Here is a 24,359-nt window from a genome sequence, read left to right as displayed (position 1 = left end):
TTCCGCGGCGCTCACAGGAGTGGAGCTGTGCCCTCAGGATGGATCAACGCCGCTCAGCCTGCCCGGATCGCGTGTGGCCGCCGCCACCGGCAGCGGTTCGGGACCCTCCTGCAGCCACTGCTCCAGGAGCAGGGCGGCTGCGGCGCTGTCGAGCCTGCCGCTGCGATCACCGTGCAATCCGTGCCGCTCGGCGGCGGCCCAGCTGCTGGCGTGTTCGTTCACCCAGGCCAGGGGCAGGCCGGTGGCCCGGGCCAGCCGCTCGCCGTAGCGGCGGCAGTGGCGGCTCTGCTCGCCGGGCCGGCCGGCGCTGTCGAGGGGCAGTCCCACCACCAGGGCCTGCACGCGCCGCTGGCGGATCAGGGCCTGCAGCCGTTCCAGGTCGGCGTCGAAGCTGGCGCGGGCCAGGGCCGGCAGGGGCGTGACCGTGAGCCCCAGGGGGTCGCAGCCCGCCAGGCCGATGCGTCGCCGGCCCACATCGAGGGCCAGGGCCGAGCGTGGCCGGGGGGCGGCCGTCAGCGGGGCACCACCGGGGTGGGCAGCGGGCGGCGGCGGGGCTGCAGCTGCTGCAGCACCTCCTGGAGACGGCGGGCGGCCGCCTGGGCGGGCACCTGCAGCTCCTGGCGGCGCCAGACGCTGCGGGCCATCAGCACCTGCTCGCCGCGGGGTTCGGCCTGGAGCTCGCGCAGCCAGCGCTCCAGCGCCTTGTCGTTCACGTCGCTGCGCAGCCACAGGGAGCTCTCGGTGCCGAGGGTGCGGGCGGCCTGGACCAGCAGGGCGGTCAGGGGAGTGCCGATCAGGTGCCGCCAGCCGGGATGGACCGTGAGCTCGAGGTCGTGACCGCCGCCGGCGTGCTCGCCCAGCCAGCGCACCGCCGCCACGGCCTGGTCGCGGCAGGGGTCCATGAGCATCCAGCCGCGGCCGTTGCTGCGCTCCAGCAGGTCGTCCACGTGGCGGTCGAGCAGCTGGCGCAGCAGGCCGGGGCAGGCCGCCTGCTCCAGCTGCCAGAGGCTGCGGGCGGTGCGGCGGTTGAGCGGCCGCAGCGTCCAGTCGCCGGGGGCGGCTCCGGCGCCATCGCCCGCGCCGGTCGCTTCCGGCAGCTGGCCAGGCCAGCGCCAGAGCCGTTCGGTGCGCAGGGGCTGGAATCCCTGCTCGCGCAAGGCGGCGAGGCGGTCGCCGTCGAGGGTGGAGGCGGTGGCGATCCAGCTGCCGGCGCCGTGGGCGCGCAGGATCGCCTCCCGCAGCAGTTCGCCGGCCAGTGCCCGCTTGCCGCTCTCCAGCGCCAGGCGCAGGTGCTGCACCCGCCAGCAGCTGCCGCTGCGGTTTTCCGGGCGGGTGACGATCAGGCCCAGGGGCGTGGCGCCCCGGCGGGCGATCAGCACCTGGCGGCTGCAGCTGCTGGGGGTCGGAATGGGCAGCCACTGCAGCACCTGCCCGGGCAGTCGCAGCAGGGTGGTGCGCTGCAGCAGCGGCTGCAGGGGCACGAAGGCCGGATCGGTGAGCAGGGGCAGGTGCCAGCCCGCCAGGGGCTCGATCAGCAGGCCGCCGCCGCCGGACCCGTCTGCCCCGGACTCGGCTTCGTCACGGGGGGCCTGCACCGGGATGGATCGCGCTGAAGGGGATTGCGCCGGTGGGGATTGCGCTGTCATCCCAGGGCAGTCCGCAGGGGCCACATCAACTGTACCGACGCTGCCCGGACGCCGCTGATCAGGCGGGCCGCACCAGCACCAGAGGTGTGCGCTCGTTGGCGTTGCCGGCGGGGTTGGGCCGCAGGGCCCGCTGCAGCAGCTCCTCGTCGCAGCCGCGGCTGGCCGCGAGCACCTTCACCCGCCCCAGGTCGTTGACGTCCACCACTGCCACGCCCACCCCGAGGGCCTGGGCCATCGCCTCGCAGAAGGCCTCGGGACGGTCGGGCCCGAGCACGATCGTCTGGTCGTAGGGCGGGGTGGTGCCGGTCACGTCGTCGATCAGGCGGGCCTGCTCGCCGGCCAGGCGGTAGAACCAGCCCTTGGAGCCCACCAGCTTGAGGGCGGTGCCGGCCAGCCAGGCGCAGAGCACCCGGGCGGGGCCCACCAGGTCGATCAGGCTCTGCATGCCGCAGGCGGTGGCCAGGGAGCTGGTGGGGTGGAACACGCGGCAGAGCAGCCGGGCCAGGGCCGAGGGCCGCACGGTTTTGGGATGGTGGTAGCGGCCCTGCATCACCGCCAGGGGCGTCTCGCCGATGGTGAGCACGTCGCCGGGCTCCAGCACACCGCCGGCGTAGTGGCGCAGCACCTGTTCGGGGTCGTCGAGGGTGCCGAGCAGATGGGTGCGCACCGGCAGCACCCGGCAGCGCTCCCCCTCGCGCCAGCTGGCGGTGGCGGGCTGCTGGGGCTCGGGCCGGCGCAGGGGGATGAGGATGCCGTCGCGGGCCCGGAGGCGGCCGAAGGGCCCGTAGTTCACCCACAGCACCTCGAGCCAGAGGGTGTCGAGCAGGGCCTGCAGATCGACGCCGGGCTCGCCGCGGATCTCCACCGTGAGCCGGGCGCGGGTGGCCTTGCGGCCCTTGACGATGTAGGCGGCCCAGTAGCCGTCGGGCCGCTCTTCCTCGTCGGGATGAAGGGCGGTGACGCCGGTGCGCAGGCTGACGCCGGCCAGATCGCCGCGGCCCAGCAGGGTGGGGCGCAGCTCCAGCTCAGGCACGAACACCTCCATGCGCCGGTGGGGGTTGCTGATCGTGATCTCGCCGCTCACCTGCAGGCCGCCGCCGCTGAGGGGCTCGACGGCGAAGGGCGAGGCGGCCAGCCGCAGCGGTGAGGCCGGCCGCAGGCGGTGGCGCAGCTCCAGCCAGAGCAGCAGCAGGCCGAACAGCAGGGCGGCGAGCAGGGCCAGCTTGAGCAGAACCAGGAGCAGCAAGTGCGACGGGGCGCGAACCGCCGGAGCGTAGGCGCCGACTGTCGCCCTAGCCTCACCCGACTTCAGAGGCCGGTGGCGCGATGCGCAAGACGTTCGTGCTCGACACCAACGTGCTGCTGCACGATCCCGACGCCCTCACCCGCTTCGAGGACAACAACATCGTCATCCCCATCGAGGTGGTGGCGGAGATCGACCGCTTCAAGCGCGATCCGGCCGAGAAGGGCCGCAACGCCCGGGAGGTGTCGCGGCTGCTGGATGAGCTGCGCGGCCGGGGCAACCTGGCCGAGGGGGTGGAGATCGACGAGCAGGGTGGCGTGCTCAAGGTGGTGTTCTGCCGCAGCGACACCCTCACCACCCTGCCGCCGGAGCTGAAGGGCGGCAACGGCGACAACAACATCCTGGCGGTGGCGCTGGAGCAGCAGCAGCTGCAGGCGGTGATCGGCGATCAGCCGCCGGTGATCCTGGTGACGAAGGACACCAACCTGCGCATCAAGGCCGATGCGGTGGGCCTGATCGCCCAGGACTACACCAGCGACCGGGTGGCGATCGCCGATCTCTATCCGGGCGTGCGCGAGGTGTGGGTGAACGCCGAGCAGATGGACCGGGTGAAGGAGCCGCCCGGCCTGCCCGTGGAACCGTTGGACCTGGAGCAGCCGCTGCAGGCCAATGAGGGGGTGACGCTGATCGACCGCGCCCAGCCCAGCCACACCCTGCTGGCCCGCTACCAGGCCGCCACCGCGACGCTGCAGCCCCTGCAGCGGGTGTCGAAGGTGAAGCTGGGGCGGATCCACGCCCGCAACCGCGAGCAGACCTTCGCCCTCGATCTGCTGCTGGATCCGGCCGTGCAGCTGGTGACGCTGGTGGGCAAGGCCGGCACCGGCAAGACCCTGCTGGCCCTGGCCGCCGGGCTCAACCAGGTGGCCGAGGAGCGGCTGTACGAGCGGATGCTGGTGACCCGGCCGGTGATCTCCCTGGGCAAGGAACTGGGCTTCCTGCCCGGCGACATCGAGGAGAAGATGGGCCCCTGGATGCAGCCGATCATCGACAACCTCGATTTCCTGCTCGGCGGCGACGACCACCACAAGGGCACGAGTTCCCGTGGCGGCAGCCGGCCGCCGCGCAGCAACTGGAGCGACCTCAAGGGCATGGGCCTGCTGGAGGTGGAGGCGATCAGCTACATCCGCGGCCGCTCGATCCCGGGGCAGTACATGGTGGTGGACGAGGCCCAGAACCTCACCCCCCACGAGGTGAAGACGATCGTGACCCGGGTGGGCGAGGGCACCAAGATCGTGCTCACCGGCGACCCCTATCAGATCGATAATCCCTACGTGGATGCCGAGAGCAATGGCCTCACCTGGCTGGTGGAGCGCTTCAAGGGCCAGGCCCTGGCCGGCCACGTGACGCTGCAGCGGGGCGAGCGCAGCGAGCTGGCGGAGCTGGCGGCGAATCTGCTGTGACTCATCTCCGTCCGTTCGATCAGCTTGCTAGACCTTCGGTTGCCGCCGGTATGTCGATTTCACTATTCCGGATTCAAGGGCTACGCTGCTCTCCAGTTTGAGCTTCAACTCTTGTGCCGTCTCTGGGAAGAGCGGTCTGCCAGAACCGAGAAGGATCGGCACGGTCGCGACGGTTATGCTGTCGATCAGGCCTTCCCGCAAGAAACCGTGGATGGTACACCTCCGTCGACGTAGATTCTGGAAAGACCCTCGCTCTCCAGGTCGCGAAGCAGATCAGCCGGTTGGGCCGAGCGGATCCGGATATTGGCCCCTTCAATCAGCGGTGTCTCGCTGAGAGTAGTGCTCAGGACAACGATTGGAAGCGCTCCGTACGGCCAAGGGCTGAACTGCTTCACCGTATCGAACGTCATCCGACCCATGACGAGACAGTCGACGGTCTTCAATAGCTCGACGAAGTCAGACATGTTTCGCTCGGTTTCCTCAGGTCCTGTGATGTCGAGCCAATCAATTGACCCGTCCGAGTGAGCGATGTAGCCATCGAGACTGGCTGCAATGTAGACGATTACTTCCGAGCTCATGTCTTCCCTCCAGTAGGGCTAAGGCTGCCCCGAGTGGCAGGCAGGGATTGTATGCTGGAGCCAGATTCTTTCAGGAGGCCGTTCCACTTGATGGACTTGTTAGGCCAAGATATATCCCATGAAACTAGTCGCCTTGTGCTGCTAGACGGATTTCTAGCGCCCATGCGTCACCCTTCTTAGCGGGATGACGAACTGCATGGCGAATAAGCCACTGTAAATCCTTGGATGGATCCTCCTTCAACCAGCGTTCACATATGGAAAATGCTACTTCTGGATGGTCTTTTGCGATGTCCCCAAGATGATTGGCGACGCTGCGGCGAACATAGAGAGATTTATCGTTCTTTAGAGTTTCCAGCAAGTGTAATGTTGGTTGCGGATTGGTGATAAGCGAAGGAATGCGCTTTCCCCATGGCAATCTTGGACGCGTGCCCTCGACGCAAAGTCGCCTTACATGAGGGTTGGGGTCATTTAACCAATCTGAGACCTTTGTCAGCGTGCGCTCTTGCTGATGGATGAGAAACGTGCGATTGCAAACTCAGGCGTGAAGCGTGAGGTTAATGCGTACAATGCCCCCATTGATGCTTCAAACGGGTCTTTGCCGCTGTTGTATTCAATTTCTTGCCCGTATTCAGAAATGAAGAAGCTGTGCGGCAGATAGAAAAACCCTGCCAGCCAGAATTCCTCTGCTTCTGTTTGTGCGGGTGTGAGTGACGCAATAATGATATCAATCGCCTCTGAATAACCTCTAGGAAGAAACTGATGCAGGGCTTTAGCGATTTGCTGGCCTCTCTGCATCAATTCAAGCTGCTCAATGTCTGTTAATGCGGACTCGCGGAATCCTTTGACATCAAATGCGTTGTGAACGTATAGGATATTTTGAGCCAAGCACTCGACGGCCTCTTAGTCGAGCAATACCTTAAGTGGCGTGCCCTTTTGAATTGATCTCGGTGCGCAAGGAATTGTGGGGGCTCGTAAAGTCATTGTGCCGCCTGCGATGCTCATGCTTTATGTGGGCCTAACGTCCGGCATCTGCCGCGCGCTGCCTTCTGCGCGTCGGCTGCATGCGGTTGTTAGGCAACTCCGTCCTGAACCTAGTCATCGCCGAAGTCCTTAGGTCGCCATCCCGAGAGGTATTTGTCCGCGAGTTCAAGCAAGTCGCCGATGTTCTCCGGCCTGGATGCCTTAAGTGCTTCGATACGCTGGCGAAGCGCAATCTCGTTACCGCATACTTCGATCAATGCATCCCAGGCGAGCCGTGGCTTGCGGCGAACTACCCGGCTGCCCATTGATTGACTTCGTACTTCGCTCCGGGCCGCTTTCAGGAGCGCCTGTGTGACTGCCACCGAGCCAGGAACCGTGAACGCAGGCTCTTCAAGCCCAGCACCCCTCTTGGTAATAATGAGAATTCGGAGAAGATCCGTTTCCCGCGCCAGAGTATCCGCGTCGCTAGCGCGAACTGCATCACGCCACTCCTTTTCCAGGCTTTTCGCAGCTGTCTCGGACACAAGTTTGTGCCCTGCGCCCTCTCTATATCCGACGTCCGTAATTAGCTCAAGCCTTGATGACAAAGACGCAACGTGAGGAAGTATCTCGCGAACCGCTGCCTCCACCGCTTGAGGGTCCTTCAGTGATCGCACGAGGCGATAAACAACTCTCCCAACAACCAATCGTGTATCTAGATCGAACATCCCGCGCTGGCGCTCGGGAAGGCTTGGTAGAAGATTGAGGAGCACGATCGTAGCCGGAACTACATGCTCGGGGCCGAACTGGTCTTCATATACTTCGAGCGATGAAATAACGTCCTGCAGTCGTTCAACTGGCAGGGAGTGGAGATAGGTTTCGAAGGCAGTCCGATCAGTCATGCGTGTCCATGCGTTCTCAGCTTCCGCAAAGGACTGAAGTCGCTCGCCCATGACCCGCTCTAGATAGAAGCGCAAAACATCTTCATGCGCCACTCGTCGTTCCCGAAGCCACCGGTTCTTCCAATCGCCGCCGAAGTGAGTGCCGCCCAAGTGCCGCTGGCCCGCGGGAAACAGTCGTTGAACTAAGTCTCGCACGACCTCTACACGGTCGCCGGCGGCCTTGATTAGCACCTCGATCTGTTGCTTAAGGTGGGGTAGGTCTCCCCGGTGGCCATAGCCATCCGAGGTATTTGTGAGTCCGTCAACGGTAGAGTGCAGATTGCGGAATACGTCAGGGAGAAATACGCGAATTGCCTCAAGCGCTAATACATCAACAAGAGCAACCTGTCCGCCCAAGTCGAGCACTGTCCCATGAATTGCGGCCGAATATCGCCGAACGTCCCGCATGTTTCGGATAAGAGGTCGAACGACCTCAATAAACACATCCGGCCACACTTCCGGATCGAAATTCCCTGGGTTCTGAATGCTGCCGAGTGCTTTATCGATTGCTGCGAAGATCTGCGAGTTCAGTACATCTGCAGGCACGGCTGGCAGGTCGATGCCTATCTGTAAAATCTTCTCAAGGTAGTCGCGCCCTGGTATTCCTTGTTCGGCGAGGGCCTGCTCGACCCTAATGCGATCGAACGCCAACAAATAGATAACATTGGGGAAGTTGGCCGTAAGCCGTACCAACTTGAATACATCCCTGATTTCAGGCGTGGTTAGCCGGTCGATGTCATCTAGGACCACTACGATTGGGTTCGGAAGCTTAGAAAGAGCATCGCGGACCTTTGACTGGCGACCCCGAATGCCCTCTTTCTTCCGTTGCAGTAGCTTAGCCAGAATCTTGCTTGCTGCTCGACCGCGCTCGATCCACGGGCCTACAAGCGGTAGCCACGCAAGGCCGGAGAAGGTTTCACCATAGTCCTCGACAAGCTTGCCGATCTCGGCGAGATCTCGTTGCAGCTTTAGCTGAGCAGAGAGTTCTACGAAGAAAGCCTGAACAAGCTGATCCGCACCGCTAAACATCCAAGGGTTGAATTCAAGTACCGTAACGCCTGCCTGCCTCAGTCGTTTGTGAGCAAGATTGACGAAGGATGTTTTGCCGGAACCCCAAGGCCCTAGGACTCCCACAACAACGCCTTCGGTTGAATCAAGGGCGAGAACCTGCTCCGCGAATGATTGTGCGAGTTTAGTGCGCCCAAGCGCGTCGTCTTCCGGCCTGGTAATTGGATTGTCTGCGGTGACCTTGGCTGCGTTGCCTGCGATCTGAGGCATGCGCTCCATCCCGGAGACGTCATCCACCGTCTCGGTGCTTTCTCGTCGAAACCAGCGTCGTATCCAGCCCATAGCCTTCCGATCTGCCTAACAAGTCATTGGAGGGTTCTGTGAACCACCTCCATCAGCCCTTCGCTTTCCGGTAACCAAGGCGGGAGAAGCTCGCTTAATGCGCGAGCCACCTGTTGTGGCAAGTGATTTCAGGATCAACCTTCGCAAATCTAGCTGTGGTTCACGGGTCCGCAAACCAACTGTTCGTGGTGTTACACAAGGTCCGCAGGGCTGCGGACCCCCAGCGGCCCGCGGTTCAGCACATGGGTGTAGATCATGGTGGTGCTTACATCCTGATGGCCCAGAAGTTCCTGGATCGTGCGGATGTCCTGGCCGCGTTCCAGTAGGTGGGTGGCAAACGAATGGCGAAAGGTATGGCAGCTGGCTGACTTGGTCACCCCAGCCTCAGTCACCGCCCGCTTCACGGCTTTCTGCACGATGCTCGGATCCAGATGGTGGCGTCCCTGGATCCCTGATGCTCCATCGTGCTAGCGATGTTCCTGTGGAAACACCCACTGCCAGGCCCATTCTCGATCGGCATTTGGATATTTCCTGGCGAGGGCATTGGGCATCAGCACCCGGCCCCACCCTGCAGTCAGATCCGCTTGATGCAGGCGCCGCACACCCAGCAGATGTCGCTGCAACTCTGCTACCAGGCTCTGGGGAAGCAGGGTGAGTCTGTCCTTGCCGCCTTTTCCATCCCGTACGGTCAGCTCACGCCGCTCGAAATGCAGATCCTTCACGCGCAGCCGCAGGGCCTCCATCAGGCGCAGACCGCTGCCATACAGGAGCCCCACCACCAGCGCTGGCTGCCCCTCCAGGCGATCACGCACCGTTTGGACTTCGGCCTCGCTGAGCACCACTGGGAGCCGTCGTCGTGTCCGCGCCCGCACTACACCCTCCAGCTCCAGGTCCCGTTCCAGCAGCTCGCGGTAGAGAAACAGCAGCGACGCCAATGCCTGGTTCTGGGTGGAAGCGCTCACTTTCAGGTCCACTGCCAGATGGGTGAGGAAGGCGTTCACCTCGGCGCTGCCCATGTCGCGGGGATGCCGCATGCCGTGAAACCGCAGAAAGCGCCGCAGCCATAGCTCGTAGGTCTTCACTGTGCGCCGGGCGTAGTGGCGGGTCTGGAGCTTTTCCCGGTAGCGCTGGATCAGGCCGGGAGACTTGGTTTGCTGGGTCATCCCAACCTCCGCCACGGCTACGGTTCAGCGTTGCCACGCTTGCAGGCTCCCGTTCAACAATCCAGACACGCCAGCCGCTCCGCGTCGCTGATGTCGCCCCGGTCGCGCAGCCATTGGCGGCGACGCGGGCGGCCGTAGGCCTGGCAGAACTCCTCCCCCAGGGCCGCCCGCAGGCGGCTGTCGCCGTCGAAGGCATCCAGCGCTTCACCCAGATCGGCCGGCAGCCGCGGGCAGATGTCGGGCGCGAGCGGGGCGGCGTAGTTGTCGTTGTCCCGGCGCGGGCCGGGTTGCAGCTGGCGTTCGATGCCGTCGAGGCCCGCCGCCAGGATGCCGGCCTGGAGCAGGTAGGGATGGGCCGAACCGTCCGGCAACCGCAGCTCCAGCCGCTGGTCGTCGGGGATGCGCAGCATGTGGGTGCGGTTGTTGCCGCTGTAGCTGATGCCCGCCGGGCTCCAGGTGGCGCCGGAGGTGGTGGGCGGCGCCGCCAGGCGCCGGTAGCTGTTCACCGTGGGGTTGGTGAGGGCGCACAGGGCCGGGGCGTGCTCCAGCAGGCCCGCCAGGAACTGGTAGGCCAACACCGAGAGCCCCAGCTCGCCGGCGGGATCGTGGAACAGGTTGGTCTGGGCGCCGCTGGTGCCGGCGCTGGCGTTGCCCGGCGTGCCCCAGAGGGAGAGATGGGTGTGGCAGCCGTTGCCGGTGCGTTCGGCGAAGGGCTTGGCCATGAAGCTGGCCTTGAGGCCCTGCTGTTCCGCCAGCGTCTTCACCATCACCTTGAAGAAGGCGTGGCGGTCGGCGGTGGTGAGGGCGTGGGCGAAGGTCCAGTTCACCTCGAACTGGCCGTTGGCGTCTTCGTGGTCGGCCTGGTACGGCCCCCAGCCCAGCTGCTCCATCGCCTCCAGCAGCGGCCCGATCAGGCCGTAACGGCGCATCAGCGCCAGCTGGTCGTAGCAGGGTTTCTCCTGGTGGTCGGCCGGATCGGCGATGCCGCCGCCGTCGGCCCCCAGCAGGAAGAACTCGGCCTCCACGCCGCTGCGCAGCTCGTAGCCCAGGGACGCCGCCCGCTCCAGCTGGGTTCGCAGCAGGCGGCGCGGACACTGGGCCATCGGTGTGCCGGCCAGCACCAGCTCGGCCGCCACCCAGCCCACCTCCGGCTGCCAGGGCAGGGGAGTGAGGCTGGCGGGATCGGGGATCGCCATCACGTCGCCGTCGGCGGGAGACAGATCCAGCCAGGCGGCGAAGCCGGCGAACCCGGCCCCGTCGCGGGCCATGGCCGCAATCGCCGAAGCGGGCACGAGCTTGGCCCGCTGGATGCCGAACAGGTCGGTGAAGGAGATCAGCAGGAACCTCAGCTGCAGCTCGCGGGCCTGGCTGGCGAGATCGGTCATGGCGGGGTGGATGGGGGGATGGGGCGACGGTGGTGGAGTGAAGGGGTAGCGGATGGAGGGATGGCGTGATCAGCTGGCCAGCAGCTGCTCTGCGATGCTCCGCAGCTGCTCCTGCTCCGGCGCGCTGCTGTGGGGGTTGCCGGCCCGGTGGCCGAGCTCGGATTCGATCCGGTGGAAGCTCGCCCCCGGGATGGCTCTGGCGTCGGCCTCCAGGTCGGCGGGGGGGAAGTAGAGGTCGTGGCTGCCGGCCACCACGGCGGTGCGGGCCCGCACCTGCCCCAGGGTCGCGGTCAGGTCGCCGCCGTCGGCCACGTCGTGGGCCAGCCAGGTGTCGAGCATGGCGATCAGGTCGCGCGGGTCGTGGCGCTGGTAGTGGGGCAGCCACTGCTGGCGCACGTGCTCCTCCACCGGTTCGGCGATGGTGCGGAAGAAGGGCTGGCTGGCGGCCCAGCTGGCGTAGATCAGGGCGTAGGTGAGCAGCCCCTGCTCCGGCGGTGCGCTGAAGCCGCTTCCCGTCCAGTGCCGGTCGGCGGTGAGGGCCTGGCGCAGGCTGAGCAGGAACAGGCGGTTGTGGGGGGAGGTGCGCGCCGTGCCGCACACGCAGCAGATGCGCGCCACCGCCTCGGGATGGTCCACCGCCCAGCGGTAGGCCTGCTGGGCCCCCATCGACCAGCCGTACACCAGCGCCGGCCGTTCCACCCCGAACAGCTCCGCCAGCAGCCGCCGCTGGGCGGCCACGTTGTCGCGCTGATCCACCACCCAGCCCTGCTCCGCCAGGCCCATGGCGCCGTGGCTGGGGCTGCTGGAGGCGCCGTTGCCGAACATGCCGGCGATCAGCACGCACCAGCGCTGCGGATCGAACACCGGCCCGGCCAGCCAGGCCAGGTCCTCCACCCGGGCGCCGTAGGAGCTGGGCACCAGGATCAGGTTGCTGCCCTCGGCGTTGAGCGCGCCGATGCGCAGGTAGCTCACCCGGGCGTCGGTGATGGTGCGGCCGCAGCTGAGGGGGAAAGGGCCCAGGGCATGCAACCCCTGCTGCCGGGGTGGTGCCGCTGGCGCCGCTGCGGAGGGGCTCATGACGCCGTCCTCATGCCGCGCCGCTGGCGGCGGGCAGGGCCAGGGCGGGCAGGTTGGCCAGCAGGCGGCGGTGCACGGCCACGTACCCCCGGTCCAGGTGCTGCAGGTGCGGCCCGATCAGCTCATGGGCCGCCGGCAGGGCATGGAAGGGCAGCGAGGGGTAGAGGTGGTGCTCTGCGTGGAAGGGCATGTTCCACATCAGCCAGCGCACCACGGGGTTGGTGAGGGTGGTGCGGGTGTTGGCGGTGCCGTCGGCGCTGAAGCTGCAGCCGCTGTGCTCGGCCAGCAGCACGAAGCGCAGGAACGGCTGGCCCACGGCCAGGGGCAGCAGCCAGAACCGGAGCAGGAAGCCGTTGCCGCCGATCAGCGACAGCGCCGCCAGCAGCAGGTAGAGGCCCGCCTGCAGCCACACCGAGCGACGCACCTGGGGGATCACCTCGGCATTCAGGTAGGGCACCGCCGAGAGGTCGCCCCACAGCAGCCGGGCATAGCCCTGCAGCTTGCCGGTCCACCACTGCCAGCCGCTCAGCTCCAGCAGGTAGGCCCCGGGGCTGGTGGGCACGGGATCATCCAGCTCCGGATCCAGGCCGGGCTGGTGGGTGTAGCGGTGGTGCCACTGGTGGTAGCGCCGGTAGGCGGTGGCGTTGTAGAAGCTCAGCAGCCCCAGCAGCCAGGCCACTGCGTCGTTGACGCGCCTGCTGCTGAAGGCGGTGCGGTGGCTGCACTCGTGCAGGCCCGCGAAGGCGGTGGCCAGCCCCACCCCGCTGGCCACCAGGCCGAGCAGGCGCAGGCCCAGGGGCAGGGTCTGCAGTCCCCAGAGCAGGCCGCCGGCCCCGATCAGCCCCAGGTGGCAGGCCAGGCGCAGCGCCGCCGGTCCACTGCGCAGCTCGTTGAGTTCAGCCAGCCGTGAGCGCTCGAGCAGCACGGATGGGGACGCGGGCATGGGTCGGGATCGGCGAGGGCGGGAGGGGGCAGGCGGGGCCCTGGGCGCCATCCCAGCAGCCCCGCCGGCGCCGCTGCGGTAGGCATGGTCACTGGTGCGCTACCTAGGCTGGATTCGTCTGATTCCGGTCCCTGGTTCGCGGGGGGTCCCCCAGCGCATCCCCCTCTCCCCCTGTCGATGGCGTCGTCGTTGTTCATGAGCCAGTCCGAGCTCCCCTCCGAGACCAGCGCCGATCCCCGCCGGCCGGCGCTGGTTCAGTCCCTGCGCAGCCGTTACGCCGACGCCGAGCGGCGTCAGGATGCCGCCGCCAAGCAGGCCCTGTTCCAGGAGGCGGTGTACCTGGGCATCCGGCCCGAGGAGTTCACGGCGCCGGGGTGAGCGCCGGCTCCATGCCGCGCAGGCAGCTGGCGAGCTCTTCCCGCAGCTCCAGGAACTGCGGCGACAGGCGCAGGTGGCGCAGGTCGCCCCTGTCGAGGTCGACGGCCACCGAACGCACGATGCGGCCGGGATTGGGCGCCAGGATGTGCACCTCCCGGGCCAGCAGCAGCGCCTCCTCCAGGTCGTGGGTGATCAGCAGGGCTGTGAGGCCGGTGCGCTGCCAGAGATCGTGCATGAACTCCTGCATCGACTCGCGGATCTGCAGATCCAGCGCGCCGAAGGGTTCATCGAGCAGCAGCACCCGGGGCTGGGCGGCCAGGGCGCGGGCGATCGCCACCCGCTGCTGCATGCCGCCGGAGAGTTCCCGCGGCAGCCGCCGGGCCGCGTCCGCCAGCCCCACCACCTCCAGGAAGTAGCTGGTGCGCTCGCGGATCTCGCGCCGGTTCAGCCCCTGCAGCTCCATGCCGAAGGCCACGTTCTGGGCGGCCGTGAGCCAGGGGTAGAGGCTGTACTTCTGAAACACCATCCCCCGGTCCGATCCCGGCCCGCGCACGGGGGTGCCGTCAATGCTGATCACGCCGGCGGTGGGGCGGTCCAGACCGGCCACCAGGCGCATCATCGTCGATTTCCCCGACCCCGAGCTGCCCACCAGCGCCACGAACTCGCCGGTGTTCACGGTGAAGCTGATCCGGTCGAGCACGAGCTTGCGGCTGCGGCCGCTGCCGAAGCTCTTCTCCACCTGGTCGACGCGCAGCTGCATGGGGAAGGTCGTGCGGTGAGAGTGCCGTTCAGTTGGCCCAGGCGCAGGCCCGGCGCATCACCAGCCGGAAGCCCAGATCGATCACCAGGCCGATCAGGCCGATCACGATCAGGCCGAGGAAGATCTCGTCGGTGCGCAGAAACCGCTGGGCCAGGCTGATCCGCTTGCCCAGCCCTTCGTTGGCGGCCACCAGCTCGGCCACGATCACCAGATTCCAGGCGGCGGCCATGTTGATCCGGTAGGCGTCGATCACCTGGGGCGCGATGCAGGGCGTGATCACCCGAAGCAGCACCTGGGAGGTGCGCCCGCCGAGGGTGAGGGCCGTCTCCACCAGTTCGCGCGGCACGAACTTCACCGCATCCATGATCATCAGCGTGTTGAAGAACAGGGTGCCGATGAAGATCAGCAGAATCTTCGGCAGCTCCCCCAGGCCGAAGTAGATGATCAGCAGGGGAATGAAGGCCGGGGCCGGCATGTAGCGGATCAGGCCCATCAGCGGCTCCAGCAGCCGGTTGATCACCGTGCTGGTGCCCATGGCGATGCCCAGCGGCAGGGCGACCGCCGCCGAGAGGGCGAAGCCGCCCAGCACCCGCCCCACGCTGGCCAGCAGATCGGCCCAGAGCAGCCCCTGGCCGGCCTGGGCCCGGCCCGCTGCCAGTACAGCCGCCGGGCTGGGCAGGAACAGGGGGTCCACCAGCCTCAGGCTCGTGACCAGCGTCCAGATCAGCAGCACCACCAGCACCCCGGTGAGTCCCAGGACCCAGGGGTGGTGCAGCAGGTCCTTCGCGCGTGCCATGGCCCCTCTCCCGCCCCCCGCTCAGTTCGCCTTGACCGCTTTCAGGAAGCGGCCCTCGAACAGGCCCTCCAGCTTCGGCGGGCTCTGCGCCAGGCCCACCTGCTGCAGGAAAGCGCTGATCTGGCCGGCGGCGTAGGGCAGCGATGCCATGGTGCTGCCGGGCGCCAGCGCCTTGAGGTTGTCCTCGAGGCTGAACAGGGTGGTGCCGGCCTCGTAGGCCCTGTACTCCTCCTCGCTCACGCCGGCCCGGGCGCTGAGGATGGCCAGCGAGGCCTCCGGGTTGGCCTGCATCTCGGCCAGGGTGGCGAACCAGGCGTCGACGATCTTCTGCACCTTCTCGGGGTTGGCCTCCACGAACTCGCGGCGGCACACCAGGTGATCGCTGATGGCGCCCGGGAAGTCGGCGGAGGTGAACAGGGTGGAGCTGCCCGGGCGCTTCAGGGCCTGGGTGGTGAAGGGGGCGAACACGCCCACGGCATCCACCTGGCCGGCCACGAAGGCGGCGGCGGCGGCCCCGGTCTCCAGCGGCACGAAGGTGATGTCGTCGGCGCTCAGGCCCGCCTTCTCCAGGCCCAGCAGCAGCAGGTAGTGATCCACCGTGCCCTCCTCGGCCGCCACCCGCTTGCCCTTCAGGTCGGCCACCGTCCTGATCCCCTCGGCCACGATGATCTGGTCGTTGCCGGTGGAGTTGTCGTTGGTGAGCACCACCTGCAGATCGGCGCCGCCGGCGATCGAACTGATCGTGTCGTTGAGGGTCTGGCTGTTGCAGTCAAGCTGGCCGGCGTTGAGGGCGTTGATCGAATCGAGGTAGCCGTCGAACCACTGCAGGGTCACCGGCACGCCGAACAGCCCCTTCTCCTCGGTGACCTTCCAGGGGATCCAGCCCGGCCAGGCGCTGTAGCCGATGCGCACCGCGCCTTCCGGCGTGCCGCCGCCGCAGGCGCTGAGGGTGGTGGCCCCGAGGCCCACCAGCAGCAGGGTGGCGAGCAGGCGGCGACGGCCGGTGCTGGGGCGGCGCAGGAAGGGAAGACGCATGGCTGGCAATCGAGCGGTGGTGGGGGATGGGCGGGGAGTTCCTGACCCAGGAGCTCCGCTGCGGCGAGGTGCCGCTGGATCGGGGGGCGGCCGGCGATGGCTCAGAAGGGTTCCGGCTGGCGCTGGCGTGGCCTGGAGGCGTCCGTCATGCGCTCACCAGGGCGGCGGGGGCCGCCGGCGCGATGGCCGCGAGCTGCGCCCCCAGCCACTGGTGCCAGGCCTCGATCCCCTCGCCGCTGGTGGCGGACACCGGGATCACTGCGCAGCGGGGGTTCACCTGGCGGATGTGGGCCTCGATGCGCTCCAGCTGCACCGGCAGGTAGGGCAGCAGATCGGTCTTGGTGATCAGCACGCAGTGGGCTTCGCGGAACATCACCGGGTACTTGAGCGGCTTGTCGTCGCCCTCGGTGACGCTCAGCAGCGCCACCTTGCGGTGCTCGCCCACCTCGAACTCTGCCGGGCACACCAGGTTGCCCACGTTCTCCACCCAGAGGATGTCGAGAGCGGCGGGATCGAGGCGCTGGCGCAGCAGCTTGAGGCCACCGCTCACCATCGCCGCATCCAGGTGGCAGCTGCGGCCGGTGGTGATCGGCACCACCGGCACCCCCACCGCCTCCAGGCGCTCGGCGTCCAGCTGGGTGGTCATGTCGCCCTCCAGCACCGCCATGGCGTACTCGCCGGCCAGGGCGGCGAGGCTGCGTTCCAGCAGCGAGGTCTTGCCGGCGCCGGGGCTGCTCATCACGTTCAGGCAGAGCAGCCGCCAGGCGTCGAAGTGCTCGCGGTTGTGCTCGGCCTGGTGCTGGTTGGCAGCCAGCAGGTTGAGGCCGAGGGTGTCTTCCAGGGGCATGTGCATGGCGGTCAGCGCGCAGCGGCGGTTCGTGAAGGGCGGGTTGGATCGCGAAGCAGGTAATCGACGGAGCGGATGCGCAGCTCGCGGCCACTGACGATCTCCTCCATCGGGTGATCGCAGCAGGGGGAGCGGTAGGCCTGCCGGGGATCGGGGCTGTAGGTGCTGTTGCAGATCAAACAGCGCCCCACCAGGGGCACGGTTTCGATCGCCAGGTCGGCGCCATCGAGCCAGCTGCCCTGCACGGCAACCCGCCAGGTGGTGACCAACTGGTCGGGTTCCACGCAGGTGAAGGCGCCCACCTGCAGATGCACCCGCTCCACCTGGGGCGTGTGCGGGGCGTGCTGCTGCTTCCAGGCGTTCATGGAGAGGAGCAGGCATTTGGTCATGTCGACTTCATGCATGGCCTCATCTCCACGTCTGATCGACGTTCATGTTGCAGACGTCGCTGATCCAGCTGGGCTTCTCCTTCCGCGGCAGCTGGCCGCTCACCACCAGGTGGGCCATGGTGTCGCAGATCACCCGGGTGGCCATCAGTGAGGTCATGTCGCTGATGTCGTAGGGCGGCGACACCTCCACTACCTCCAGGCCGCACACCGGCACGTTGCGCACGATCAGCTCCAGCAGCTTGAGGGCCTCGCGCGGCAGCAGGCCGCCGGGTTCGGGCCAGCCGGTGCCGGGCACGAAGCCGGCGTCGATGCAGTCGATGTCGAAGGAGATGTACACGCAGTCGGTGCCGTCGGTGGCGCGCTCGATGGCGTACTGCGCCGCCGCCTCCAGGCCCATGTCGCAGATGTCGGTGACGGTGAGCACGTTGGTGCCCCGCTCGCGGCACACCTTCACGCCTTCGCGCGGCACCTGCCAGCCACCGATGCCCAGCTGCACCAGGTTCCTGGCGGGGGCGTTGGCCATGTTCGTGGCGTGGAACCACGGACAGGTGTGCATGCGCTCGTCGAGGTCGATCTCCTGGGTGTCGACGTGGCGGTCGAAGTGGATGATGCCCACCTTCTTGTCGCCCAGATGCCGGCAGACGCCGCGCACGGTGGGGAAGCCGATCGAGTGGTCGCCGCCGAGGATGATCGGAAAGGCACCGCTGGCGAAGATGTGGGCGATGCCCTTGGAGATCTGGTCGAAGCTCTTCTCGTTGTTGGCCGGAATCGTGAAGATGTCGCCCACGTCGCAGAGCTTGATCTGCTCGCGCAGATCCACCCCCATCTCGTAGTTGTAGGGGGTGTAGAGGGCCGAGATCCGCCGGATGCCCTGGGGACCGAAGCGGGTGCCGGGCCGGTAGGTGGTGCCGGAATCGTGGGGGACCCCCACCACCGCCACGTCGAATTCCCCCACCCGGTTCACGTCCTCGATGTAGGGCGCCTTCATGAACGTGTTGATGCCCGCGAAGTGGGGCAGTTCGCCGCGGGAGAAGGTGGAGATGCGCCGGTCGACGATGCTCTCGGCGGCCTCCAGGCCCCAGCGGTGGCCCTGGTCCACCTCCTGCTGCCAGCCGGTGAGGGGCAGGCGGGCCTCCTTCTCGAGGGCCTCGGCGCCCTGACGGCCGCGCGGAGGTTCGAACGCGCCTTCAGGGCCGGTGGTCGCGCCGGTGGGATCGCTCATGGGCATGCACGGAGTGGACTGAAGCGGTCTCCCGGGCTTTTGTCCCTCCGTGCAACCGGGCGAACCCGGTGAGCTTCTCTCGGACCAGGCATCCCTCGGAGGCGCACGGCACGCAAAGTCGCGCACGGCACGCAGGGTGGGGATCGGAACCCTAGAAGCTGCTTCCGCTGAGCCAGATTCACCCCACACCGGCAGGTGCGTTGTGGCGACGGCTACCAGCCCCGCTGGAATCGACCGGCCTCAGCCGCCGCGGGCCCAGAGCTCCGCCTGCTCGGCATGGGCGCCGTCGAAGAAGCGTGTCTCCGCCTCGGTGAAGCGGGAGAGCAGCCGTGACGCCAGTTTCTCCCAGGCCTGATCGCCCAGCACCGCCACGCGCCGTGGCGTGCGGCGGTGCTCGCGCACCAGCGAGAGATGGTCGCCCAGAGCCGCCAGGCCGCTCCAGCCGTCGAACTCCCGCAGGTCCACCAGCAGGCGCACCGGCTGGGAGCTGGCGAACAGCCGGGCGATCTCCTCCTCCACCCCGTCGTAGGCGCTGGGCTCCAGCTGGCCGATCAGCCGCACGCGGACCACCCCATCCCGTTCCTCCAGGTGGATCGCGCCCAGCGATTCGGCAAGCCAGCGGCGGGCTTCCTGCTCGTCGCCGCCGGCGAACAGACGCACCGGACAGGGCAGCGCCACACCCATGGCCCGCACCGCCGTGCGCAGCCAGGGCACGTCGCTGATGACCGCGATGCGCTCGAAGCCGCGCCAGTGGCGCAGGCCCAGGCGGGCGTCGTCCCAGACGGCGGCGAGGTCGTAGCCCTCGAACCCCTCGCCGAAGACCATCAGGACCTTGATGCGATCGTGCATCTCGATCGCGCGGTCGATGGCCGGCACCAGCACGCTGTCGTAGTCCCCGCCGGTGATCCGCCCGCTGAAGGTGAAGCCCAGGGTCCCTTCCGGCAGCCCCGCAATCGTCTCGATCACGGCTTGTCTCCCCTGCTGACGCTCAACCCGAAGCTAGACAGCCCCATCAGCCAGGGCCACGCAGGCTCCTTTCGGCCTCGATCGTGTGCACCCTGAAGAGAGAGCCCCGGCTGCAGGGAGGCACCTCATGCATCACAGCGCCGTCCCCGAAGGCGTCATCGCCCGCATGCGGGAGATCCGCCGCGACCTGCACCGCCACCCCGAGCTGGCCTTCCAGGAGGAGCGCACGGCGGCACGGATCATGGCCGAGCTCGAGGCCCTCGGCATCGCCTGCGACTACGGCGGTGTGGGCAGCGGCGTGATCGGCCGGCTGGGGCCATCCCAGCCCGTCACCACCATCGCCCTGCGGGCCGACATGGACGCCCTTCCCGGGGAGGAGTCGACCCAGCTGCCCTTCGCGTCCCAGGAGCCGGGGCGCATGCACGCCTGCGGCCACGACGCCCATGTGGCGATGGTGCTGGGGGCGGCCCACCTGCTGGCGGCCGCGCCGCCGGTGGTGGGGGTGCGGCTGGTGTTCCAGCCGGCCGAGGAGAAGGGCGGCGGTGCCCGCACCGTGATCGCCGCCGGCGCCCTGGAGGGGGTGAGCGCGATCTTCGGCGCCCATGTGACCCATCACTACCGGGTGGGCCAGATCATGGTGGCGGCCGGGGTGATTACCGCCCAGTCGGACCGCTTCCGGATCGACGTGCGCGGCCGCGGCGGCCACGGCGCCAGGCCCCACGAGGCCACCGACGCCGTGGTGATCACGGGTTTCCTGATCACCGCCCTGCAGACCCTGGTGTCACGGGAGATCGATCCCGTGCACCCCTCGGTGGTGACGATCGGCCAGGTGCAGGCGGGTTCGGCGCCGAACGTGATCGCCGAGACGGCCGTGCTGGAGGGCAGCATCCGCACCACCCTGCCGGCGGTGCGCGATCAGCTCCATGCCGGCCTGCGGCGCATGGCCCGCGCCCTGGGCGACCTGCACGGCGCCGAGGTGGAGGTGACGCTCCAGAGCGGCTATCCGCCGGTGGTGAACACCGCCGCTGAAGCCCGCCTGGCGGAGCGCGCCGCCCGCCAGGTGGTGGGGGACGCCGGCCTGATGGCGCTGGACCACCCCAGCATGGGCAGTGAGGACTTCGCCTACTACCTGGAGCGGATCCCCGGCTGCTACGTGCGCTTCGGGGCCAGGCCCGAGGGCAGCCCGTACGTGCCCCTGCACAGTCCGGCCTTCGACATCGACGAGGGGGTGCTGCCGGTGGGCGCCGCCTTCTTCGAGGCGGTGGTGCGCGAGGCGGAACGATCGCCCCTGCAGGGAGCGCCGCCGGCCTGACGGCGGAGGCGCGGGCCATGGACTTCACGCCGTCGCCGGCCTTCTCGGTGGGGATGGAACTGGAGCTGCAGCTGCTCGATCCCCACACCCTCAACCTCACCGACGCGGTGCTGCCGCTGCTGGCGACCTATCCCGACCAGTCCTTCGTGAAGCCGGAGTTCCTGCAGAACACGGTGGAGGTGGTGTCGCCGGTGACGGCGGATCTCAGCGAGCTGGAGACCAGCCTGCGCACCCTGCTGCGCGAACTGCTGGGGCACCTCGACGGGCTGGGGCTGGGGGTCTGCGGCGCCGGCACCCATCCCTTCAACACCCAGCCGGCGCTGTTCACCCCAGGCGAGCGCTACCGGCTGATGGAGAAGTCCTCCGGCTGGCTGGGGCAGAACCAGGTGACCTTCGCCACCCATGTGCATCTGGGCCTGCCCGGCGGCGAGGAGGCCGTGACCCTGATGCGCGAGCTCAAGCCGTTCCTGCCCCTGCTGGTGGCGCTCTCCGCCAGCTCCCCCTGCTGGCATGGCAGCGACACCCGTTTCGCGGCCTTCCGCCACCGGGTGCTGGCCGCCTCGCGCAGCTACGGCATCCCGCCCGATTTCCCCGACTGGCCGGCCTTCGAGCGCTTCTTCGCCGCCATGGCCCGGGCCAGGGTGCTGCACACGGCCCGCGACCTCCACTGGGATCTGAGGCCCTGTCCCCACTTCGGCACCCTGGAGGTGCGGGTGATGGACGCCCAGCCCACACTCAGCGAGGCGCTGGCGCTGGCTGCGCTGCTGCGGGCGCTGGTGCGCTGTCTCCAGGCCTCCCGCGGCTCCTGGACGCCGCCCGCGGTGCTGGCCCCCCAGCCCTGGTGGACCCTGCGGGACAACTGCTTCATCGCCTCCCGCGATGGGCTCGAGGCCCGGCTGATCGCCAGCCAGGAGGGTGAGCTGATGTCCCTGCGCGCCATCGCCGATCAGGTGCTCGCGTGGGTGCGCCCCTGGGCTGCGGCCGATGAGCGGCCCTGGCTCGATCGCCTCGACGCCTCGATCGCCGCTGGGCTCCCCTACGCCCGCCAGCGCCGCCGGCTTCGGCGCGGTGGCGGTCCCCGGGAGGTGGTGGCGGCGTTGAGCCGTGAGTTCCGGGCCGATCTCAACGCTTCACCCGCCTGAGCGCCGACCCCGGCTGGGCCCGCCTGAGCCTGGAAGGGGTGCGGATCAGCCGGGCGCGTGGGCCTCGAAGAAGGCGAGCTCCAGTTCCATCGCCCGCCGGTAGGTGGCTTCCACCGCCTTGCCGGGGCTGGCCAGGCGGTCGAGCAGTGCCTCCAGGCGGCGGGCCAGGGCTGCGAAGGCGGGGTCGGCGTAGGTGTCGATCCACTCGGCGTAGGCGTGGCCGGGGTGGCCCACCTGGGCGCGCAGCTGCTGCCCCAGCCAGGCGTAGAGCCGCAGGCAGGGGGTCATGGCGGCGCAGATCAGGCCGGCATCGCCGCCGCGGGCGGTGGCGAGCAGAAACTCCGTGTAGGCCGTAGTGGCCGGCAGGGGGCTGGTGGCGTCGAGATCGATGGCCCAGCGGCTGGCGTAGCCGGCATGGAGGCGGAGTTCCTCCAGCACCCCCTGCAGCAGTGCATTGAAGGCCACCAGGCTGTCGCGGTCGGGGCTGTGGGCGATGGCCAGGGCATAGGCCCTGGCGAAGCTCTCCAGGAAGTAGGCGTCCTGGGCCACGTAGCCGCAGAAGGCCGCGCGCGGCAGGGTGCCCTGGCCCAGACCCTGCACGAACGGGTGCTCCAGGGTGCGCCGGGCCAGATCGGCGTTGCCGGCCCAGAGCTGGCCGGCCAGGCTTGCGCTCATCGCTGCTCCGCCTGCCCTGGCCCGACGGGCTCCACCATCCGGGCGGGCTCCACCCAGCGGTCGAAGTCCTCGGCGCTGATCTCGCCCAGCACCAGGGCCGCCTCGCGCAGGCTGAGCTGGTGCAGGTGGGCGTGCTTGGCGATGGCGCAGGCGCGGTCGTAGCCGATCGCCGGCGTCAGCGCCGTCACCAGCATCAGGCTCTGGTCGAGCAGGCTCTCGATGCGTGCCGTGTTCGCCTCCAGGCCCTCGATGCAGAAACGCCGGAAGCCGGTGGCGGCCCCGGCAAGCAGCTCGATGCTCTCCAGCAGGTTGTGGGCGATCAGGGGCTTGAACACGTTGAGCTCGAAGTTGCCCTGGCTGGCAGCCATCTGCACGGCGGTGTTGTTGCCCATCACCTGCACCGCCACCATCGTCAGGCTCTCGCACTGGGTGGGGTTCACCTTGCCGGGCATGATCGAGCTGCCGGGCTCGTTCTCGGGCAGGATCAGTTCCCCCAGGCCGCAGCGGGGGCCGCTGCCCAGCCAGCGGATGTCGTTGGCGATCTTCATCAGGCTGCCGGCCAGCACCGTGAGGGCGCCGTGGGCGGCCGCCAGCGGCTCGTGGCCCGCCAGGGCCTGGAACTTGTTGGGCGCGCTGGTGAAGGGCAGGCCGAGGCGTTCGGCCAGCCGGGCCGCCACCGCCTCGCCGAAGCCGGACGGTGCATTGAGGCCGGTGCCCACCGCCGTGCCGCCGATGGCCAGCTGGTGCACCTGGGGCAGGGTCGCCCTCAGCCCCTCGAGGCCCAGCTCCAGCTGGGCGGCGTAGCCGCCGAACTCCTGGCCGAGGCTGAGGGGCACCGCGTCCTGCAGGTGGGTGCGGCCGATCTTGATGATGGTTCTGAAGGCCTCGGCCTTGGTGGCCAGGGCGTCGTGCAGGGCCTCGAGGGCCGGGATCAGCCGCCGCTGCAGCTCCAGCGCCACGGCCACGTGCAGGGCGGCCGGGAAGGTGTCGTTGCTCGACTGACTCAGGTTCACGTGGTCGTTGGGATGCACCGGGCTCTTGCTGCCCAGCACCCCGCCGGCCGCGGCGATCGCCCGGTTGGCGATCACCTCGTTCACGTTCATGTTGGTCTGGGTGCCGGAGCCCGTCTGCCACACCTTCAGCGGAAACTCGGCGTCGAGCTCACCGCGGGCCACCTCCTCGGCGGCGGCCACGATCAGCTGCGCCAGCTCGGGGCTGAGCTTTCCGGCTTCGCGGTTCACCTCGGCGCAGGCGGCCTTGAGCGCCCCGAAGGCGTGCACCACCGCCGGCGGCATGGGCTGGCCGAAGGGGAAGAAGGCGATCGAGCGCTCGGTCTGGGCACCCCACAGGCGCTCGGCGGGCACCGCCACGGCTCCCAGGCTGTCGCTCTCCTGGCGCGTCGGGCCGGGGGCGCTCATCGGCGGGCGCCTCCGCCGCTCACCACCTCGGCGTTGAGCTCGTTGATGCTCACGGTGCTGCTGCCGCCGCGGAAGGCCTCGGGCAGGGGGATGCCGGTGGCTTCGCTCACCGCCTCGTTGATCACGTCCAGATCCACGGCGCCCTCCGCGTCCAGCAGCACGCGGCCCCCGCCGGAGAACACCACCACCTGGGGGGTGAGGCCGCGCCAGTAGTGGGCCGGGTCGCCGGGGCCGCCGTCGGCACGGTTCTGCAGGGGATCGGTGACCAGCGGGATCAGCTCGATGCTGTTGCCCCAGAGCCGCTGCAGTTCCGACACCACCGGCGCGAAACGCTTGCTGGCGGCGTCGTCATCGAGGTAGTACACCACCACGGCCGGGCGGCCGGCCCCGAGTGCCTGGGCCAGGGTGCTGCGCGGCGGCACCAGGGAGCCGTTGCCGGCGTAGAGGGCGTAGATGTTGCCGTCGTAGGTGTCGCTGTCGAGGGCGGCCCGGGCCGGAGCGGGCCACAGCAGCGGCGCCGCGGGCAGGAGCAGCAGCAGCGCCAGGGCCAGTCTGAGCAGCAGGCCGGTGAGCCGCGTGCGTGTTGGCATGGGGTGCGGCATGCGTGTCGCCATCCCCTGCCCGTCGGCCCCGGCCTGCTGCACGCTGCTCTCCCTCGATCGCGGTGGCGCCA

The 24,359-nt window shown here is 68.4% G+C and carries 25 protein-coding genes, 1 pseudogene and 1 riboswitch; of the genes and pseudogenes, 4 read left to right on the top strand and 22 right to left on the bottom strand.

The window, feature by feature from the left end; all coding sequences use genetic code 11:
• Positions 1–33: 33 nt before the first annotated feature.
• From ruvX to KBY90_RS06655, 3 genes are all read right to left on the bottom strand, one after another.
• A complete protein-coding gene (gene ruvX / locus KBY90_RS06665) occupies positions 34–516 on the bottom strand; it encodes a Holliday junction resolvase RuvX (protein ID WP_254967810.1) in 483 nt (160 codons plus the stop codon).
• Positions 513–1,595, bottom strand: coding sequence for a hypothetical protein (locus KBY90_RS06660; protein ID WP_254967725.1), 1,083 nt, complete (start codon positions 1,593–1,595; stop codon positions 513–515). The genes ruvX and KBY90_RS06660 overlap by 4 nt, the downstream gene beginning before the upstream one ends.
• 109 nt (positions 1,596–1,704) lie before the next feature.
• Positions 1,705–2,892, bottom strand: coding sequence for a F420-0:Gamma-glutamyl ligase (locus tag KBY90_RS06655; RefSeq protein ID WP_254967724.1), 1,188 nt, complete (start codon positions 2,890–2,892; stop codon positions 1,705–1,707).
• Positions 2,893–2,972: 80 nt separating this feature from the next.
• Between KBY90_RS06655 and KBY90_RS06650 the strand changes: the two genes are divergently transcribed.
• Positions 2,973–4,349, top strand: a complete 1,377-nt coding sequence (locus KBY90_RS06650; protein ID WP_254967723.1) for a PhoH family protein — start codon at positions 2,973–2,975, stop codon at positions 4,347–4,349.
• Between the two features lie 27 nt (positions 4,350–4,376).
• Here the strand turns inward: KBY90_RS06650 and KBY90_RS15165 are convergent, their stop codons facing one another.
• The 9 genes and pseudogenes from KBY90_RS15165 to KBY90_RS06615 all read right to left on the bottom strand — a co-directional run bounded on the left by KBY90_RS15165 (position 4,377) and on the right by KBY90_RS06615 (position 12,746).
• Positions 4,377–4,511 carry a hypothetical protein gene (locus KBY90_RS15165; protein WP_396122550.1) on the bottom strand — a complete coding sequence of 45 codons (135 nt, stop codon included), beginning with the start codon at positions 4,509–4,511 and terminating at the stop codon, positions 4,377–4,379.
• A gap of 23 nt (positions 4,512–4,534) precedes the next feature.
• Positions 4,535–4,927 carry a dihydrofolate reductase family protein gene (locus KBY90_RS06645; RefSeq protein WP_254967722.1) on the bottom strand — a complete coding sequence of 131 codons (393 nt, stop codon included), beginning with the start codon at positions 4,925–4,927 and terminating at the stop codon, positions 4,535–4,537.
• 124 nt (positions 4,928–5,051) lie between these two features.
• Entirely contained in the window at positions 5,052–5,420 is a 369-nt protein-coding gene (locus KBY90_RS15160; protein ID WP_396122549.1) for a hypothetical protein, read from the bottom strand.
• Positions 5,417–5,812: a hypothetical protein gene (locus KBY90_RS06640; RefSeq protein WP_254967721.1), complete on the bottom strand. Its 396-nt coding sequence runs from the start codon at positions 5,810–5,812 to the stop codon at positions 5,417–5,419. The genes KBY90_RS15160 and KBY90_RS06640 overlap by 4 nt, the downstream gene beginning before the upstream one ends.
• A gap of 206 nt (positions 5,813–6,018) precedes the next feature.
• On the bottom strand, positions 6,019–8,133 hold the full coding sequence (locus KBY90_RS06635; RefSeq protein ID WP_254967720.1) for a P-loop NTPase fold protein: 2,115 nt from the start codon (positions 8,131–8,133) through the stop codon (positions 6,019–6,021).
• Between the two features lie 236 nt (positions 8,134–8,369).
• Positions 8,370–9,341, bottom strand: a pseudogene (locus KBY90_RS06630) (integron integrase).
• A 53-nt stretch (positions 9,342–9,394) separates the two neighbouring features.
• The gene (gene glnT / locus KBY90_RS06625) at positions 9,395–10,726 is read right to left on the bottom strand and encodes a type III glutamate--ammonia ligase (RefSeq protein WP_254967718.1); all 1,332 of its coding nucleotides are present in this window, start codon (positions 10,724–10,726) and stop codon (positions 9,395–9,397) included.
• Positions 10,727–10,795: 69 nt separating this feature from the next.
• Positions 10,796–11,803: an alpha/beta fold hydrolase gene (locus tag KBY90_RS06620; protein ID WP_254967716.1), complete on the bottom strand. Its 1,008-nt coding sequence runs from the start codon at positions 11,801–11,803 to the stop codon at positions 10,796–10,798.
• Between the two features lie 10 nt (positions 11,804–11,813).
• Complete coding sequence (locus tag KBY90_RS06615) at positions 11,814–12,746, bottom strand: fatty acid desaturase (RefSeq protein ID WP_254967715.1); 933 nt, start codon at positions 12,744–12,746, stop codon at positions 11,814–11,816.
• Positions 12,747–12,941: 195 nt separating this feature from the next.
• Between KBY90_RS06615 and KBY90_RS06610 the strand changes: the two genes are divergently transcribed.
• Positions 12,942–13,124: a hypothetical protein gene (locus KBY90_RS06610; RefSeq protein WP_254967714.1), complete on the top strand. Its 183-nt coding sequence runs from the start codon at positions 12,942–12,944 to the stop codon at positions 13,122–13,124.
• Here the strand turns inward: KBY90_RS06610 and KBY90_RS06605 are convergent.
• From KBY90_RS06605 to KBY90_RS06575, 7 genes are all read right to left on the bottom strand, one after another.
• The gene (locus tag KBY90_RS06605; RefSeq protein WP_254967713.1) at positions 13,108–13,884 is read right to left on the bottom strand and encodes an ABC transporter ATP-binding protein; all 777 of its coding nucleotides are present in this window, start codon (positions 13,882–13,884) and stop codon (positions 13,108–13,110) included. The two genes, KBY90_RS06610 and KBY90_RS06605, sit on opposite strands and share 17 nt — an antisense overlap.
• Before the next feature lie 28 nt (positions 13,885–13,912).
• A complete protein-coding gene (locus KBY90_RS06600) occupies positions 13,913–14,680 on the bottom strand; it encodes an ABC transporter permease (protein WP_254967712.1) in 768 nt (255 codons plus the stop codon).
• 21 nt (positions 14,681–14,701) lie between these two features.
• On the bottom strand, positions 14,702–15,715 hold the full coding sequence (locus KBY90_RS06595; RefSeq protein ID WP_254967711.1) for an ABC transporter substrate-binding protein: 1,014 nt from the start codon (positions 15,713–15,715) through the stop codon (positions 14,702–14,704).
• Positions 15,716–15,860: 145 nt separating this feature from the next.
• Positions 15,861–16,568, bottom strand: coding sequence for a hydrogenase nickel incorporation protein HypB (hypB, locus tag KBY90_RS06590; RefSeq protein ID WP_254967710.1), 708 nt, complete (start codon positions 16,566–16,568; stop codon positions 15,861–15,863).
• Positions 16,569–16,573: 5 nt separating this feature from the next.
• Positions 16,574–16,966 carry a hydrogenase maturation nickel metallochaperone HypA gene (locus KBY90_RS06585; protein ID WP_254967709.1) on the bottom strand — a complete coding sequence of 131 codons (393 nt, stop codon included), beginning with the start codon at positions 16,964–16,966 and terminating at the stop codon, positions 16,574–16,576.
• 4 nt (positions 16,967–16,970) lie between these two features.
• On the bottom strand, positions 16,971–18,173 hold the full coding sequence (gene speB, locus KBY90_RS06580; protein WP_254967708.1) for an agmatinase: 1,203 nt from the start codon (positions 18,171–18,173) through the stop codon (positions 16,971–16,973).
• Positions 18,174–18,199: 26 nt separating this feature from the next.
• A riboswitch (guanidine-I (ykkC/yxkD leader) is annotated at positions 18,200–18,339 on the bottom strand.
• A gap of 74 nt (positions 18,340–18,413) precedes the next feature.
• On the bottom strand, positions 18,414–19,139 hold the full coding sequence (locus KBY90_RS06575; RefSeq protein WP_254967707.1) for an STAS/SEC14 domain-containing protein: 726 nt from the start codon (positions 19,137–19,139) through the stop codon (positions 18,414–18,416).
• Positions 19,140–19,266: 127 nt separating this feature from the next.
• Here KBY90_RS06575 and KBY90_RS06570 point away from each other — a divergent pair, with 127 nt between their 5' ends.
• A complete protein-coding gene (locus KBY90_RS06570; RefSeq protein WP_254967704.1) occupies positions 19,267–20,451 on the top strand; it encodes a M20 family metallopeptidase in 1,185 nt (394 codons plus the stop codon).
• Positions 20,452–20,468: 17 nt separating this feature from the next.
• Positions 20,469–21,593 carry a YbdK family carboxylate-amine ligase gene (locus KBY90_RS06565; RefSeq protein ID WP_254967703.1) on the top strand — a complete coding sequence of 375 codons (1,125 nt, stop codon included), beginning with the start codon at positions 20,469–20,471 and terminating at the stop codon, positions 21,591–21,593.
• 45 nt (positions 21,594–21,638) lie between these two features.
• Here KBY90_RS06565 and KBY90_RS06560 read toward each other — a convergent pair whose 3' ends face one another.
• The 3 genes from KBY90_RS06560 to KBY90_RS06550 are packed head-to-tail and all read right to left on the bottom strand — an operon-like array spanning position 21,639 to position 24,276.
• Positions 21,639–22,268, bottom strand: coding sequence for a TenA family protein (locus KBY90_RS06560; protein WP_254967702.1), 630 nt, complete (start codon positions 22,266–22,268; stop codon positions 21,639–21,641).
• The gene (gene fumC, locus KBY90_RS06555) at positions 22,265–23,686 is read right to left on the bottom strand and encodes a class II fumarate hydratase (protein ID WP_254967701.1); all 1,422 of its coding nucleotides are present in this window, start codon (positions 23,684–23,686) and stop codon (positions 22,265–22,267) included. The genes KBY90_RS06560 and fumC overlap by 4 nt, the downstream gene beginning before the upstream one ends.
• Complete coding sequence (locus tag KBY90_RS06550; RefSeq protein ID WP_254967700.1) at positions 23,683–24,276, bottom strand: thylakoid membrane photosystem I accumulation factor; 594 nt, start codon at positions 24,274–24,276, stop codon at positions 23,683–23,685. The genes fumC and KBY90_RS06550 overlap by 4 nt, the downstream gene beginning before the upstream one ends.
• Positions 24,277–24,359: the final 83 nt, after the last annotated feature.

Origin of the sequence: Cyanobium sp. CH-040, from assembly GCF_024346135.1 — a bacterium.
Classification (GTDB): Bacteria; Cyanobacteriota; Cyanobacteriia; order PCC-6307; family Cyanobiaceae; genus NIES-981.
Note: the sequence above shows the minus strand (reverse complement) of the source record. Positions and strands in the feature narration are given on the sequence as shown.